Below are 16,985 nucleotides of genomic sequence, written 5' to 3'. Positions count from 1 at the left end.
CCTCTTTTTTGGGGGAAAATAATGGGTGAGATTCTAGACCGGATGGAGCCTCTTCTGGCTATGATGCCAGCAGTTAAAGCTCCTGAAGGTCACGTTCATTTCAAGAACAAACTGGCATGGACGGCTGGCATATTATTAGTGTACTTTATACTGACCAACATTCCTGTGTTTGGTCTTGCTGCGTCCTCCCAGGATATGTTCGAGTATTACCGTGCTCTGCTAGCCGGAGCAAGTGGTTCAATCGTTCATCTCGGAATCGGACCAATCGTTACTGCTTCGATTGTTCTTCAGCTCCTCAAAGGAGCAGACATCATCCACATAGATACCAGTGAGATAAAAGGGCAGATCCAGTACATGGGACTGCAGAAACTCATGATCTTTGTGATGATTGCTGTTGAAGGAGCACCAATGATTGTGGGTGGATTCTTAAAGCCTGATCCGGCTGTTGCACTCGCACTCTTTGGTGGTAATTCATCAATACTAGCATTCATCATCTTCCTGCAGATATGCCTTGGTGGCGTGTTGGTATTCATGATGGATGAGGTAGTGACCAAATGGGGTATCGGCTCCGGTGTTGGTCTCTTCATCATTGCAGGTATTTCCCAGGCACTCGTAAATGGATTTTTAGGATGGACTGCAGTTACTGATGCTTATCCTACCGGATTTTTCCCTCGGTTATTTGCAGTCGTCCTTGATGGTGCGAATTTCATCCAATATTTCGGTGCTGACCTGATCGCGTTCATTTGTACTATCGGTATCTTCCTCCTGATCGTGTATGTGGAATCAACCCGGGTTGAAATTCCACTTGCACACACCCAGGTAAGAGGTGCCAGAGCACGGTTCCCTGTCAAGCTGATCTACGCCAGTGTGCTCCCGATGATTCTCGTCCGTGTTCTTCAGGCAAACTTCCAGATGATTGGTCTCTTCCTGAATAATATCGGGATTACCTTCCTTGGTGAATTCCAGGGACAGTCTCCGGTCAATGGCCTGATGTGGTTCCTTGCTCCGATCAATCACCCGACTGACTGGATGTGGTGGATGCCTAATTATGTTGGCACTCATCCCCCATGGGAAGTTCTCATCAGACTGGGAATTGACTCGGTTGTGATGATCGTCGGTGGTGCAATCTTCGCACTCTTCTGGGTGAAGACGGCGGGTCTTGACTCAAAAGCAGTTGCACGGCAGATTCAGAACTCAGGCATGTCCATCCCGGGATACCGGCGCAACCCGGCAATCCTTGAGAAGGTTCTCGACCGGTACATTCCCCGTGTCACTGTGATCGGTGGAGTGTTTATCGGGCTTATGTCTGTTGTTGCAAACCTCTTCGGTGTGATCGGTTCGGTCTCCGGTACCGGTCTGCTGTTGACGGTGAGTATCACCTACCGACTGTACGAACAGATAGCAAGTGAACAGATCATGGAGATGTATCCCTTCATGAGAACGTTCTTTGGCAAGGAGTAACAGAGGCATATCTATGGCTGGGAAGAAGGTCATCATCACCGGTGTTCCGGGTGTGGGAAAAACTTCAGTTATCAACGAGTCTATGACCAGGCTTGAGGCTGAAGGGGTTCCCTACCAGAACATCAATTTTGGAACCTTTATGTTTGAGGTCGCCCAGCGTGAAGGGATGGTCAAAGATCGCGATGAGATGCGTAAGCTTGATAAGAATGCCCAGAAAAGGCTTCAGCAACTCGCATCCCAGGCAATCGCCAAGATTGAAGGCAATGTAATCATCGATACCCATGCCTCGGTGAAGACTCCTGCAGGATTTCTTGCAGGACTTCCCGAATGGGTGCTTCGTGAACTCAAACCTGATATCATCATCCTGGTAGAGACGGACGAGGACCAGATCCTAAAACGCCGCCTCTCTGACGCGACCCGTGTACGTGATATTGAGGGAGCACGTGCAATCGCTGATCATCAGAACTTTAATCGTGCTGTGGCGGCCGCATATGCGACAATCACCGGCTGTACGATAAAATATATCACCAATGCAGATTTTCTCATCGACCGGGCTGTCGAAGAAATGATGCAGACCCTCCGGTGACAAGTTCATGGGATCATCCAATTCAGGAAATATGAGTATGATGCCGCTCATCCTTGCGATGGGCCTCATCATGGTTGCAAGTATTGAGGTAGTACGGGTGGGTATCGGTACATCACTAAATGTGGTGCTTGGCCCACTTGTTGATACGCTCCAGATTCCGTTTTATATTGTTATTCTTCTTCTCTCTGCCATGACCGGTTTTTATTCTTCTATCATCCAGAAGTATACCATAGATTACCGGAAGATGAAAGAGACCCAGAACAAGATGAAGGATTTCCAGAAAGACTATCGTGAAGCGATGCTTTCAAAGGATGAGAAACGTATCAAGAAGATCGAAGCTAAACGCGATACCATGATGAAGGATCAACTTGAGATGAGCCAGGCTCAGTTCAAGCCAATGGGATACATCATGGTCATCACACTTCCGATCTTCTTCTGGCTCTATTTCAGGCTGAATAACTACGATGCATTGATCACCATGCCGTTCTTTGGTTCAGTCCATCTGACAGCTGCAATACTTGGTCCTGTTCCTGCATGGATGATCTGGTATATGCTCTGTTCGATCTCCCTCTCCCAGGTGATTCGAAAAGCCCTTGATATCGGGGGCATCTAATCAATGAGGGTCACAATCAGTGGCCTGCCTGGGAGTGGGACCACCTCCCTTACCTACCATTTGGCAAGTGAGCACCGTTTTGATGTCATATCCGCCGGTGAAGTCTTCCGCCAGATGGCCAAAGAACGGGGATTGACCCTTGCTGAGTTTGGTGCCTTTTGTGAAAGTGATCCCTCTGTTGACAAACTGATCGATGAACGTCAGCGTGAGATAGCCTTGTCACAGGATCAGATCCTAATTGAGGGGCGGCTCTCCGGGTGGATGCTTCCTGAAGCGGATCTTCGTATCTGGCTCAAAGCATCTCTAGAATGCAGAGTAAAACGTATTTTAGACCGGGATAAGTTTGCAGATTTTGATCACGCTATGCAGGCAACTGCAGACCGGGAAGCAAGTGAAGCACTTCGATACAAACAATACTATAATATTGACTATGCTTCGCTTGACCCGTATCATCTGGTCCTTGACACCGAACTCTGGACGGTGGAACAACTGAGCAGGATCGTCTCTTCTGCTTTGGCAGCCAGGCTGGAAAATAAGTAATTCAATTTTATATTGAAATTTTTTCGTTCTCTTCTGATTGTTTTTCAGCAATTATCTCTGTCAGGATATCATATCCCGCATCTGCCAGAGCAATGATCAATGGTCCGATGATAAGGCCTATCGGGCCGAGAATGAGCATTCCTCCGAATATTCCTATCATCATCAGTACCGGATGAATAGCGACTCTCCGGGCAAGGAGACGGGGTCTGATCAAGAAATCCTGCAGACCTGAAATGAGTGGGTATCCAACCACAGCAACAAGGGCAAGTCCACGCATATCTCCCTGTGCAATGGCATACCCTGCGAGAAAAAGTGTGATGAGTTGTGGACCAAAGAATGGGAAGAGATGTGAGGCTGCACATATGAATGCCCAGAATACTATCTGACCATATCCCAGGATCCAGAAGAAAGGAAGGGTGATAAAAAATGTCAGGATTGCCACACTGATGTTGACCACGTAGACACCATACATGGTGTCTGTTACAACCCTGCAGAGGATTTTGACATATCTTGACATGTGTGACGGGATTATCGAAAAGAACTGGGATGATAATACCTCACCGTTGCGAAGGAGCAGAAAAAGCATCAGTATAACAATAAACAGTTCAACCAGCAGACCTGGGAGGTTCTGTGCGATTGAACTCATACTCTGGATAATAATTGGGGCAGAATCTTCGATGATCTTTGCCGAATTTGGCTGCACATTTATTCCACCAAATAATTTCAGCATATATCCGGTGATTGACTCGGTTCCTGGCTGGAAACTCCGTATCGCGGTTGCCATTGACTGTGCGACTTCAAAGATATACAGCCTGGTTACAATAAAGGAATCAATGAGAAGAAGCAAAAAACCCACAATCCCTGCGATTGAAAGGAGACAGACCGATATTGCTGCATATCCGCTACCGATGAACCTCTCCAGGTACCGTTGTGCTGGCATAAGAACAACAGCGAGTGATATTGCTATCACAGTTGCATAAACTAATTTCCAGAAGAGAAATATGGTGAGCAGGAGGATGATAGTTGCAAGAATTACACCTGCACGTTGTTCACCAGAGAGTCTCTTGAAAAAATCAGGGATCTGTGGTATTTGTGGAGTATTCAGCATATTATTTTCCTATATATATTGCCACGGAATGGATTGCATTTTCCCTGTTTTGATGATTTACTTTCATATCTGACACCCATAATCTCTTTCCTTCATGAATATGAATTTGAAACCTGATGTTCTTCTGTCTGAAGAACGTATGGTAAGTGTACGTATTATCTTCAACATAAAACCATACGGAGTCTTCACTAATTCTCTCTTTGATACTACTTGATATCAGAAATTGGAATAAAAATCGGGATTGCTGGTGTAACAACTCAGGGATATATGAAAAATTGTGGATAAAAGGGATATGAGTATCAGTTATTCCTGGCAACGAATATTGGCCTGTGTGGTGCTATTTGTTGTACTTGGTATACTTATGCTGTCCCTGGTTGACGCTGCTCCAGCATCTATCGATGTTTCATACTACAAAGGTGAACACAGTAATGATACGATTCCTGACATGATTGAAGCCGGAAAAACCTATCCGGTCACGATCACATTTAGGAATACGGGTATGGTTTCATGGGACTGGGGAGTAGAGAAGTTTGGTCTGTTGTACCAGGGTCTTCAGTCATCAATACTGGTTGATCCTGTCTTCTCCCGGCTTGGTAAAGATACAGAAATAAAGCCTGGCGATGATATAACGTTCCCTTTGATTTTGACACCTCCGGAGAAGCCAGGTGATTATACTATCAGTTTCTCTATGGCAACATTGAAGGGGGATAGTTACAACACCTTCCCTGAAACCTTCTCAAAGACAGTAAAAGTCATATCAGAGGATGGAATATCGTCAGGATCTGTTGGTTCCATCATAGTCTCTTCAATCCCAACCGGTTCACAGGTTCTCATCGGGGGTGATGTCAGGGGGAATACACCACTCACGATTCCTGATCTCAGGCCTGCTATGTATGACTTGAGTGTTGCATCACCTGATTACCAAACAAAAGCAGTTCAGGTTACGGTTGAAGCTGGTTCTGTCAGTAGGCTCCGGGTGGACCTGACCAGTTCAAACAAGACTGATATTTCCATTGAAAAGGATGAACGGTATACACTGCTGGGATTTTTAAAAGAAAATCTTCCTCTTCTGATTCTGACTATAGCAATCCTCTTTTTTGGCTTACAGATGCTGATGATGGACACCAAGCGGTTTCCTGAGAATCATCCAGTCCGGCTTTTTGTCCGCCCGATTACCATAGTTCCGGTAAGTTTTGATGGCAAGGTTTCCTCAAGGAAATCTTCAAAAAAAGGTTCAACATCAGGTTCCGAAAATTCGGGTACTGGTGCTGATGAACATGGCTTCAGAAAAGGTGATTCTTCAGCGACCCGGACGACAGGGCAGACCCAATCACGCTCCAAAGAACTGAAAGACAAGAAACCCGGATATGGGGATGAACAAAAAAGCAAAAAGAATCTGAAAGGGGAGAATGCTGATGAACTTAAGGTTCCCGATGTTGATCAGCAGTATCAGGATATCTCAAATCCATTTGGGTTTCCGGACGGGCTGAAAGACAGATATGAGCCTCTTGGTGTGGCTGGGGATGATTCCTATGCCCGGGTCTTCAAGGTACGGAAAAAAGATAATGGGAGTATTCGTGCCCTGAAAGTATCCCATATGAAGAATGCCGGGAGTGAGATCCTGCAGAAAGAAGCGTCGGTGTGGGGAAATATCAGGCATCCGAATGTGGTCCGTTTGTATAAAGCCGAATTTGATGATGATTTGAGTTTCCTTGATTTGGAATTCCTTGATGGAATTAAATACAGGGGAGGATCATTGACCTCTCTTTCCGCACTTCCAAAGCCAATTCGTGAGAAGTATGCGGTTTCACTGATTCGTGATGTTGCAAACGGGCTCAAGTACACGCACAGCCTTGGAATCAGGCATTACCATCTACAAACAGGTGATGTTTTGCTTACTCACAAGATGCAGGCAAAGATCTCCGGCTATGCCAGGGGGAAGAATGAACTCGGATTTTCAGTTCCCGAGTCTGATACCCGTGAAGCACCAGCGGCATATCTGGCACCAGAACAGAGAGATGAGGCTATTTTTGGAAATCCTGGAAGAAAGACTGATATCTATCAACTCGGAGTGATCTTTTATGAGCTCCTCACTGGTTTTCTCCCGTACTCCAGGTCTGCTGCAGACAAGGCTTCTGTAGAGTGGCATGAGTCTGGTGGAAACCGGCTTATTTTACCATCAGAATTAAAAAGTGAACTTTCCAAATATGATATGATTCTCTCCCGGATGCTGGCAACTGATAAGAAGAAGAGATACGCACTGGTTGATGAGTTCCTGGCAGATCTTGATATTGCTACTGCTCCATGAATTTGCATCTTTTTTACAAACCGATATTTAGATATCTTTTCATGTGAATCTCATTGATTAGGAAAATATGTCCCAGATCCCGGCACTTGTCGTACTGATACTGTTCTGCCTACTCACACTGGCTCCTCCTGTTGTGGCTCAGGAAGAGGATGTCAGTGCATACAATGTGGGATTTGGGCTATCTTATGTCAAAGATACGATTCCAGATCGCCTGATTCCGGGCCGATCATACCCGGTCATGATTACATTCAGGAATGCCGGCCTTGTGACATGGGAGAGAAAGAATCACCGTATCGGGATGGTTTACGGGGGCAATCTTACCGAGGTGGTTGGCATGCCATCCTTTGTTGATATTCCTGAAGGTTCCCTCATTTCCCCAGGTAAAGAGATCTCATTTGCTGTGTCTGTTCTGCCAGTCGGAGTTCCTGGTGATTATTTCCTTCCTTTTTATGTTGCATACCGGACTGCCCAGGGAGACCAGCGGGTTACTGAAGTATGGACTAAAAAAATATCAATAGTCCCTGCAGATGGTGTTTCTTCTCCTTTGAACGGTTCTATTTCAGTGGATAGTGCAAAGCAGGAGCTTTCCGTTCTTCTCAAAGGACAATCGATGGGATATACTCCATGTATCATCCCGGATCTAAAACCCGGTTCATATGATGTGACTGTTCGTGGTGATGGTACTGAAAGGACAATTCAAGTACAGGTAGAAAAAAGTACAATCTCCCGAGTTTTTGTTGGAAACATTACTCAGGAACCAACTATCAACTTCAAGAAGATCGATGTAGTCTCAAATGGGACTTTGTTTGAGTATTTTAAAGCTAATATTCCGCTTATTGTGATTGTTTCTGCCATTGTGCTCGGTTGCATTGTGCTCATGATTCACACAGTCAGGCTCCGTAGAGAAAAAGAGTCTGAAGACAAAGAGAATCTAGAGAAGAAAGGAACAAAAAGAACACTCGATGGGGCTTCCTCTCTTGAAGAGAAAGATCTTCTGGATGATTATCACAACCGGAAGCATCTCCTTGAGCAGGTTACATCAGATCCGGGCTCAGGATCAGATGCAGGTCCAAAGAACGTTGATGTCTCTGTTGGTCCGATGAAGAATGTGCGAAAATTTTCCCGTGACATGCTTGAAAAAAACCGCCCTGAAGATGGTGAATCTGGACTTGGGGCCTCTCTTGGTTCGTCAGGGAATGAAGAAAAACCTTCGTCATTAGTTGATGTCAAACTAACCCATCTGGATGTAAAACCTGGATCAGCAGTTGCCCATATTTCCGCCCTGAATCATTCACCTGATCCACTATCCATTGAAGGTCTCTTAATCGGTCCGGGAACTTCGGCCCCACTCTCTCTTGAGGTGACAGAACCGGTAACTGATGAGTATGAGATGACACTCTCACTCAAGATTCTATCTCAGAAAGGTCAGGAGTTCTACCGGTATGTACGGATTCCATACAACCGGGGTATTGCACTTCTTGCCAGGGGTGTTGCTGAGAAGGCGTATGAATACTTTCACCTGGTATTTCGGAATAATCCAGGACAGATTGATGCTCTTATCAAGCAGGCTGAAGTTCTCCGTCGCTGGGGTTTAGAACAAGAGGCTGAAGCGATGCTAAAACAGGCAATATCTTTAGATCCTGATAATGAGGAAGCACTGGAGATGCTGAAGCAGCTTTCAGATATTAAGGAAAAACGTGCAGTAGAAAAGAAGAAGATTGAGGATAAACCAAAAATTCCCGGATTTCCAGATCTTCTGTCTGATCGGTACACCCCTATCCGGTTGCTTGGAAAAGATGCATTTGCCTCAATAGTTCTTGTTCTTAGAAATGACACCGGTGATCTTCGTGCGTTAAAAATTGCGCATGAAAATGCTGTAGCTGGCTCTTCACTGTTCACTGAGATTTCGGTTCTGTATCAGTTGAAACACCCGAATGTGCTTAGAATGTTTCGTGCAGAATATGATCCCACCCTCTTTCTGGAATTGGAGTATGCATCAGGAATTACCTGTTCTTCAGACCTGTGTAGAACCCTAACTGATCTGAAGCACCCTGTCCCTGAAGAAACAATTATGACCTTCACCGAGCAGATTGCTCAGGGTCTGGCATATCTGCATCAGAAAGGGGTGAGACATTATCACCTCTCTCCCAAGCATATTCTGCTGGATGAGCCGATGACCGCGAAAATTTCAGGAATCATTCGTGAATCGAAATCACGTATGGGTTCGGGATCAGTTTCCCCTGCCTATTGTCTGGCTCCTGAACAGATCAGCCGGGAAAAGTATGGAAAACTAGGGAAACGAACTGACATCTTTCAATTTGGGGCAATATGGTACTGGTTGATGACCGGTAGATCTCCATATCCTAATGGTTCTGTCACACCTGCAGGTGAGAATGGTTTTATCTCTGGCGTATATGTTTCTCCATCTATCAATCATCCTGAGTATGCAAAATATGACCCATTACTGAGAAAACTCCTGGCACTTGAAAAAAAAGAGCGATATGCGTCTGTTGATGAGTTTATCGCAGAGTTGAAACAACTGATGTTGTGAGAGGGGGATCCAAGAGGGAGTAATGCATCTTGACATCCTAACAAGGCGATTATTATCTTCCTTGAATAACCTTGGTTGGTTGATAGTAATCCTGTATTTCATATCCACTTTTTCTGTGTCAGGAGAGATATCCGGTAATGTACAGAATAATATTTCAGATAATGGATCCCTTGAGGTTCTTACCGGGTCTTTGCCGATACAGGTCTCCATTGATGGACATAATCGTGGTATCGCCCCAATAAATATCGAAAATCTGTCTTCAGGATTCCATAATATTCGTCTGGCTGGTGAGGGTTTTGATCAGAATCTTGGGGCTGTCATCAAACCTCATGAAGAGACTGTTATCTCAATTAATCCGACTACCCGGCAGTTCTGTCTTTCATCGATAGCCAAAGGTGATAGTGCTGAAGAAAACCCCGATTCTCCTCTTGGTTTAATCGATTACGGTATAATTATTGGTGTTTTCCTGGGGATTACCCTCGCTGGTGCATATGCAACCCGCCATGTAGCCGTGAAAATAAAAGATTCAGAAAAAACATCTAATACTGATCTGCCATTTGTACCACCTGCTAGTGATTCTGGCACTGATGCCAGGGAAATTGTCCGAAGAAGAGGTTTAGGAAAAACCGATCTTGTGCTGGATCCCCTTATGATGATCTGTAATGAAGGAGAACCGGGGGATGTTGTTGTGAGGGTCATAAATTGCAGCAGCAGGCCGATCCAGATAGAAGGGCAGGCAATCCCCCATGGGGAGATACGCAATATACGGATGCGGGTTCCTACTGATGTTCCAGGTGATCAGTTCTACATTCGCACAGTTCCTTTCATTGATGAAGCAGGACGTGAATTCATTCGTGATGTCCTCCTTCGTTACCGTGTTTGCCCAGTGAACCCTACTCTTACCTGGTCATTTGCCGGTTTTAAGTCCGGTAATGGTAGCATTGCGGCTATCGTCAGGATGAAAAATTCCTCGTCTTATCCGGTTATAGCCGGGGATAGAGAAATTCTTCCTGATTCTGAAGGTGAGGTAGAGTTCACACTTGGTGATCCTGATGATGATCACCCGGAGATAAGCAGGATTGTATCTGTAAAACCCGGGAAAGAGACCGCATCCGATATAAAACTACATATTGTTATCCCATATAATCGTGGAGTGGTACTGCAATCACAGAATCAGTTCGATGAAGCCCTTTCCTATTATAATTCTCTTTTTACCAGAGATGCTGGTTCTGCTGATCTCTGGATCCAGAAAGGTAAGGTTTTGGAAAAACAGGGAAAACCAGAAGAGGCGGGTAGAGCTTATCGTCAGGCACTGGATATTGATCCCTTGAATGGTAATGCCCAAAAAGCAATGCAAAAAATCGAAAAAAGAGGGATGATTCGACTAAATTCAAAAAAACCAGATCAATCTACCTTTCCCAAGGATCTTATGGAATTGTATACTCCGATGACTTTGATAAATTCTTATCAGAATGTTGAATTATTCATCGTTAAACGTGTGGCAGATACATCTGTTCAAATGCTTAAGATCATAGATCCAGAGATAGTTGAAATCCCTTCATATCACCAAACCGTTCAGGTATGGCGATCTCTTAACCATCCAAATATTATCAGCCTTATAACCTTTGAAGTAGAACCAGTCCCCCATCTTGTGACAATTCCCCCTGAGGGGGTGGTCCAGAAGGGCAGGAGACGGTACACGGTTGCTGATCTTTCACTACCGATTTCCAAACGTGCAATAGTTAAGATTGGGCTTGGTATCAGCCGTGGTCTGTTATACCTGCATAATCAAGGGGTCAGCCATAATCTCCTTGATCCTTCTGAAGTTTTTATTGACCGGAACCTCCATGTCCGGATTGGCGGGATTGACGGTTTAGCAGTCCTTTCGAAGAAGGGATGCGAATCTGTCTGCTGGTTGTTGGCACCAGAACAGATAGACCAAATACGATATGGGACCAATGTAAAAAAGACTGATATTTTCCAGGCCGGGGCCATAGTGTATCTGCTCCTCACAGGTTCATACCCGTATGGGTTGAGAGAGGACATGATTCCTACTGCAGATTTCTGGAACATCTCCTCATTGTATTTGGTGTTACCCTCTCACATTAGATCTGATTTGGGATTATTTGACACGCTGATATCCCGGACTCTTTCAATAGATCCACAGATCAGGTATGATACCTTCGAAGAAATGCTGATAGAATTAGAGTCTATTCAGTTGAATCTGGATAATCTTAATCGCCAGTAAACTCTGTTTTTTGATTTCTGAATGTTGTAATAATAATTCATGAAAAAAAGGTCTTTGGATTATTTTACGCACAATTGCATGAGCGGACTTTTGCTTTTGAGGTAATCTGCTTGACATTCACCGGATCAGGGGCTGATGCCATGCTATTATCTGTAGCCCCTCCCTCTTCCTGACCGAGGGTTGCAGATACTGTCAGGGTATATTCACCGGTTGGGACCCCATTCGGAATAAGATAATTAGGTGATACTATTCGTTCTTCCCCTGCTTTAAAGGACGAAATCATATTGTTTTTTGAGATTAACTGGTACTTTCCGAGAAATGCCTGAATCTGCACCGGTTGTGTGTTAGTATCATCGGCACCTGCATTCCGTACCGATATATTCGGGACAATGTATGTCCCTGGCTCTATCCATGAGATCTGGACAGGCAGTGAAATTTTTGTTATCTGGTAATCAGGACCAGTTACATTATCTGCTTTAGTTGTCTGATTTTGAGATGAATTCGACACTGCCAAACTGGCAGGGGTACAGATAATCAGGAAAGTTAGGATAATGAGGAGAATGGTTGGTTTGATCATCATCCAAAATGTTGTTCAATAAAATATAAAACGTACTTTATATCCAGGTTTTATTTTGCATATATTCGATCACCTGATGTAACATCTTTCATGAATGACGAATTACATTCCCTACTAAAACATCCACTGACAGATTCTTCTGGATAGTATCTGGTAAATCTCCCCTCACGTTCTATACGGATCAATCCATCATCGGTGAGGTTCTGCACACTCCGTGTCACTGTTGGCCCTGCAACTCCGAGAAGATCTGCCAGTTCTCCTCGAGTGAGACCTGGTTGTCTGAAGATGATCATGAGGATTCGCGAACTGGCTGCAGTCAGCATCCTTGACCGGAGGACCTGTTCTTCTGCCGAGTATTTACCATGGTTTTCGAAATAATGACAAACCCCTCCGATTGTGGTTGTCTGTATCTTTCCCCCATCATAGAGCCTCTCGAGATGGTAGCGGAGAGTGCTTTCATTCATCCCGGTACTATCTGTGAGTTTCCTGAGATCCACTCCTGGTGAAGCAACGATCTCATCGTAAATCTGCCGTCTGCTTTCATGCTCTAGCAGATTTCGGTTAGTTATCCTGCGATATCCACTGACAGCGTATCTGCGAATCCTGTCAAGCATACTTGAAGGCTGCGTTACGGTTGCCATCAGTGTTCCACAGGATCCGTTGCACGAACTCGTGGGAGTTGAGGCTGTTGTAGAAGATGCAGCAGTTTTACAACTGCAGGTATGAATTCCACCCTGACTGGTCATAGTCATATGACATGTAGGCCGCCCGTATGAATTATCAGATGTACAGCAGGCATTTTTTCGTTCCATCGGAAACGGTGAGACACCTGCACACACCGCGAGCATGAGAAAACCGATAATCATCACACCCGCCAGTAATTTCATGCGTACTCGTTACATGCGAAAGTATATTATGTTTCACAATCGTGACGGTTTAGGCTGATGTAACGTCCTCTCGTGTGTTGATTTGCTCAGCGGTTCATAAGCCGTTCTCTCATTCTACTTATTCGGTCTCGGGCCTCCCGTGTCGCGGACTCATCTTTCCTGATTGATAATTCAAGAATATCCCCCTCTTCAAACTCTCCCACATATTTTTGTGGGAATTGGATCATTTCGTCCGGGTGATCACGGGGAATTAAAATGAGATATCCGTTTTCAACCCGGTCAATAATCATCACCACTGTTTTGCTCGTATCTACCATGGTTATACTCCGCATGAGAGGCAACAGGGGTTTGATCTACTCTCCTGACTTTTGCACATTCCCTGTATCTTTGAACAGTTACAATCTGTGGAAGGCCTGTATGGTTTCTCTGATGTCACAATGATTTTTTTTTGATCAACAGTCACCGTGATTGTCCCTTCCTGATCAGTCCGGTAAATATCCGAACCAGCATCAGTGAGATACCTTACCGGATCTTTCTGTGGGAAACCATACTCGTTACCGGCCTCTAGTGATATGATTGCAATCTCTGGAGATACAGCATCAATAAACCTTTGCCCTGAAGAGTGTCTGCTTCCATGATGGCTTACCTTGAGCAGGTCTGCTTTGAGATCCCTTCTCTCTTTGAGTAGTTTGTCTTCGACTGAAACCCCTGCATCACCCATGAGCAGGAATTTCCTGTCTCCTGAACTAATTTCAAGGACAATTGAGTTGTCGTTGAGATCTCCTGAAGATGTAATACCAGGATTGAGAACGTTGATTGTGACAGCAGGGTCCAGATCTATCTGATCCCCTTCATGTACAATTCGGTATGGTATCTCATATTTCTCAATCGTTTTCAGAAGCACTTCATATGTCGGAGTTGTGTGAGAATCACCGGCATCTATGAAAACTCCTGTCTTTTCCTGCTTAAGTACGGTGGGCATTCCTCCGATATGGTCACTGTGCGGGTGGGTTGCTACCACTACATCGAGAGATGTGATGTTTCTGGCTTTGAGCCAGTCTATAATACCCTGTCCTGCTTCATAAGGACCAGCATCTACAAGCATTGTTTTGTTATGGATCTGAAGAAGGCAGGCATCACCCTGTCCTACATCAAAGAAGGTGAGATTTAGTTGGGTATTTCCATCGTTAGCAATACATCCAGAGGATGAGATAAAAAGAAAGATAATTCCTGCAATAATAAGGAATTGAGATCGCATCACTGTCAAGATATCATATCTTCATTCCCATCTGATTTGGGTATTTCCAAAAGTGGGTACTTATCGGCAGCGGCCGATAAGACGTGAGAGGTGCTCAGCAGTGATCAGGCCGATCACTCTTCGCTTGTCATCAACTACCGGCAATGCTGATATATGGTTCAATTCCATCCGTTTTACAGCACTATCAACCGGCTCATCAGGTGATGTATAGAAGACATTTCGGGTCATGATCTCATCAAGAGAGGTAAACTCACGTGCAACCGACCGTGAGATATCCCATGATGTGACAATTCCGGTGAGTGCTCCTTCTGAGTCGACCACCGGAAGATGGTTGACTGATTGGGCAATCATGAGCTCTGCAGCCTCTTTGATTGTTACATCCTCATACAGGGTGGGGGCCTGGGTTTTCATCACATCAGCAATGGTCAGTGACGAAAGGAACCGGCCAAGAAGGTAGTTCATCTGTCCTTCTTCAAGCAGGAATGCATCATGCCCGTAATGTGATTTGATCTCACAGTATTCCACATCAGCACTGGCTGATGAAAGTGCTGTCACGATCTCCTGGGAGAGATATGGGGGGTATAACCAGTCTGAAGAGACTGAAACGATCAGGAATTTCGCTTTGACACTCTGGAATGCTTCGGTGAGCGAGTTATTAATGGTGAGGTCAAAGTAGTCTATGGCCTTGGTGATATACAGGTATGAGTTTGCATCAAACCGCTGGGTAAACCGATCTCCCTGATAATGTAGGTAACTTTCAACCTGGAAATCAGTCGTAAAATCATAACTGAGTTCGTCTTTACCCTGAAGACCCCTGCCAAACTTCTGATGCATTGACTCATCAGAGAGATAGGTGATATGCCCTATCATCCTGGCAAGTGAAAGTCCTCGCACTGGAGGAAAGCTCTCATAGTAATTTCCATGATTCCAGTCAGGATCAGATTTTATTGCACTTCTTGCAACTTCGTTAAATGCAATCTGCTGCGGAGTTGAGTATGCAGTACTTGCTATCACAACAACCCTGCTTGCAAGGTCAGGGTACAGCACTGACCATTTGAGTGCCTGCATCCCGCCCATTGATCCACCAATGACTGCAAAAAGACGCTGAATATTGAAGTGCTCGACAAGCCGACGCTGGGCATGAACCATGTCTCCGATGGTGATAACCGGGAAAGAAAGACCATATGGCTTGTTAGTAACCGGATTGAGTGATGAAGGACCGGTGGTTCCTTTACAACCGCCGAGGACATTTGAACAGATTATAAAGTATTGATCTGTATCAAATGCTTTACCCGGACCTATGGCGATATCCCACCAACCTGGTTTATCGTTTCCTGTGTGATATCCGGCTGCATGGGCGTCGCCTGACAAAGCATGACAGACAAGAATAGCGTTTGATCTATCGCGATCTAGAGTGCCGTACGTTTCATATGCAATAGTGAGTTCAGGGAGAACCTCTCCACTTTCCAGTATGAGAGGTTCTTTGAAGGTCACCTGTTCGGTTTTTACCGTTCCAACAGATCCACGAATCATATAGGTCAGATCTGAGCTAAGGCTTGATCCAGATCCTCAATAATATCTTCAATATTCTCGATTCCGATTGAGAGCCTGATGTAATCAGGAGTAACTCCGGTTGCAATGAGTTCTTCTGGAGTAAGCTGCTGATGAGTCGTTGATGCCGGGTGGATCACAAGGCTTTTTGAGTCTCCGATGTTGGCAACATGGGAAAAGAGTTTCAGTGAGTTAATGACCTTCTTTCCCTCTTCAACTCCTCCCTTGATACCGACTCCGAGAAGACCACCAAACCCGTTCTTGAGGTACTTGGATGCAACAATATGAGTTGGATTGTCTGATAGTCCCGGGTAGTTGACCCAGGCTACCTTGGGGTGTGCCTTCAGGTGCTTTGCAACTGCAAGGGCGTTTTCTGAGTGCTGTTTTACCCTGAGTGGGAGTGTCTCAAAGCCCTGGAGTAGCAGGAATGAATTGAATGGTGAGAGTGCTGCACCAAGATCACGGAGCAGTGAGAGTCTGATCTTGAAGACAAATGCCACGTTTCCAAGCCCTGCAAAGTCCTTGAATACATCCCAGTACACAAGTCCGTGGTAACTTGGATCAGGTTCTGAGAACTCGGGGTACTTTCCGTTACCCCAGTTGAACTTTCCTGAATCGACAATCAGCCCACCGATGGAGTTGCCGTGTCCTCCTACAAACTTGGTTGCAGAGTGGACAACGATGTCAACACCATGCTCAATTGGCTTTACCAGTCCGACAGCAGATGTGTTGTCTACAACAAAGGCGATTCCTGCCTCGTGGGCAATGTCGGCAATCTTGCGGAAATCAGGCACATCGAGTTTTGGATTTCCGAGGGTCTCTGCATAAATTGCACGGGTCTTCGGGGTGATTGCCTTTCTGAATGCTTCAGGATCCTGTGAGTCTACAAAAATAACCTTGCGTCCGAGCTTTGCAAAGGTGTAGTGCAGAAGCGTGTAAGTACCACCGTACAGATTGTTTGCTGCTACGATCTCATCGCCGACCCTGGTGATATTGAGGAGGGCATATGAGATAGCTGCCTGACCGGATGCCACGGCGAGTGCCCCGGTTCCTCCTTCGAGTGCTGCGATCCGCTTTTCGAGCACATCGGTGGTCGGGTTCATCAGACGTGTATAGATGTTTCCAAGTTCAGAGAGTCCGAATAGTGCTGCTGCATGGTCAGCATCACGGAACTGGTAACTGCTGGTCTGGTAGATTGGTACAGCGAGTGCTCCGGTTGTTGGATCCGGGACCTGTCCTGCGTGCAATGAAGTTGTTGCGTCTCTGTCTTTTTTCTCAGTCATGGTAATCAGTGATT

General features: G+C 45.3%; 14 protein-coding genes. 7 read left to right on the top strand and 7 right to left on the bottom strand.

Translation table 11 applies throughout. The features are described 5' to 3' along the window. Window positions 1-21: 21 nt before the first annotated feature. Genes secY through cmk form a run of 4 tightly spaced genes read left to right on the top strand, consistent with a single transcriptional unit; the run spans window position 22 to window position 3,200 of the window. Window positions 22-1,461, top strand: a complete 1,440-nt coding sequence (secY, locus tag DK846_RS13580) for a preprotein translocase subunit SecY (protein ID WP_109969499.1) — start codon at window positions 22-24, stop codon at window positions 1,459-1,461. A 13-nt stretch (window positions 1,462-1,474) separates the two neighbouring features. After that, window positions 1,475-2,047: an adenylate kinase gene (locus DK846_RS13575; RefSeq protein ID WP_109969498.1), complete on the top strand. Its 573-nt coding sequence runs from the start codon at window positions 1,475-1,477 to the stop codon at window positions 2,045-2,047. Between the two features lie 7 nt (window positions 2,048-2,054). Continuing rightward, window positions 2,055-2,660 (top strand): DUF106 domain-containing protein, encoded by a 606-nt coding sequence (locus tag DK846_RS13570; protein WP_109969497.1) that lies wholly within the window; start codon window positions 2,055-2,057, stop codon window positions 2,658-2,660. Window positions 2,661-2,663: 3 nt separating this feature from the next. Then, window positions 2,664-3,200, top strand: a complete 537-nt coding sequence (gene cmk / locus DK846_RS13565; protein WP_109969496.1) for a (d)CMP kinase — start codon at window positions 2,664-2,666, stop codon at window positions 3,198-3,200. Between the two features lie 7 nt (window positions 3,201-3,207). Here cmk and DK846_RS13560 read toward each other — a convergent pair whose 3' ends face one another. Next, on the bottom strand, window positions 3,208-4,308 hold the full coding sequence (locus DK846_RS13560) for an AI-2E family transporter (RefSeq protein ID WP_109969495.1): 1,101 nt from the start codon (window positions 4,306-4,308) through the stop codon (window positions 3,208-3,210). A gap of 292 nt (window positions 4,309-4,600) precedes the next feature. On the opposite strand from DK846_RS13560, the gene DK846_RS13555 reads away from it, so the two are divergent. The 3 genes from DK846_RS13555 (at window position 4,601) to DK846_RS13545 (ending at window position 11,415) form a co-directional block, all read left to right on the top strand. Beyond that, the gene (locus DK846_RS13555; protein ID WP_109969494.1) at window positions 4,601-6,616 is read left to right on the top strand and encodes a protein kinase domain-containing protein; all 2,016 of its coding nucleotides are present in this window, start codon (window positions 4,601-4,603) and stop codon (window positions 6,614-6,616) included. Between the two features lie 67 nt (window positions 6,617-6,683). Continuing rightward, entirely contained in the window at window positions 6,684-9,167 is a 2,484-nt protein-coding gene (locus DK846_RS13550) for a protein kinase domain-containing protein (protein ID WP_109969493.1), read from the top strand. Between the two features lie 22 nt (window positions 9,168-9,189). Continuing rightward, entirely contained in the window at window positions 9,190-11,415 is a 2,226-nt protein-coding gene (locus tag DK846_RS13545; RefSeq protein WP_109969492.1) for a protein kinase domain-containing protein, read from the top strand. A gap of 64 nt (window positions 11,416-11,479) precedes the next feature. On the opposite strand, the gene DK846_RS13540 is transcribed toward DK846_RS13545, so the two are convergent. The 6 genes from DK846_RS13540 to DK846_RS13515 all read right to left on the bottom strand — a co-directional run bounded on the left by DK846_RS13540 (window position 11,480) and on the right by DK846_RS13515 (window position 16,971). After that, window positions 11,480-11,923 (bottom strand): hypothetical protein, encoded by a 444-nt coding sequence (locus DK846_RS13540; protein WP_146201231.1) that lies wholly within the window; start codon window positions 11,921-11,923, stop codon window positions 11,480-11,482. A gap of 119 nt (window positions 11,924-12,042) precedes the next feature. After that, a complete protein-coding gene (locus tag DK846_RS13535) occupies window positions 12,043-12,858 on the bottom strand; it encodes a winged helix-turn-helix transcriptional regulator (protein ID WP_181391790.1) in 816 nt (271 codons plus the stop codon). 107 nt (window positions 12,859-12,965) lie between these two features. After that, window positions 12,966-13,196, bottom strand: a complete 231-nt coding sequence (locus DK846_RS13530) for a DUF3006 domain-containing protein (RefSeq protein WP_181391789.1) — start codon at window positions 13,194-13,196, stop codon at window positions 12,966-12,968. A 2-nt stretch (window positions 13,197-13,198) separates the two neighbouring features. Then, window positions 13,199-14,137, bottom strand: a complete 939-nt coding sequence (locus DK846_RS13525) for a ComEC/Rec2 family competence protein (RefSeq protein WP_109969488.1) — start codon at window positions 14,135-14,137, stop codon at window positions 13,199-13,201. 60 nt (window positions 14,138-14,197) lie between these two features. After that, entirely contained in the window at window positions 14,198-15,670 is a 1,473-nt protein-coding gene (metX, locus tag DK846_RS13520; protein ID WP_109969487.1) for a homoserine O-acetyltransferase MetX, read from the bottom strand. A gap of 5 nt (window positions 15,671-15,675) precedes the next feature. Further along, window positions 15,676-16,971: an O-acetylhomoserine aminocarboxypropyltransferase/cysteine synthase family protein gene (locus tag DK846_RS13515; protein WP_109969486.1), complete on the bottom strand. Its 1,296-nt coding sequence runs from the start codon at window positions 16,969-16,971 to the stop codon at window positions 15,676-15,678. Window positions 16,972-16,985: the final 14 nt, after the last annotated feature.

Origin of the sequence: Methanospirillum lacunae, from assembly GCF_003173355.1 — an archaeon.
Lineage (GTDB): Archaea > Halobacteriota > Methanomicrobia > Methanomicrobiales > Methanospirillaceae > Methanospirillum > Methanospirillum lacunae.
This window is presented reverse-complemented; position numbering and strand designations above follow the sequence as displayed.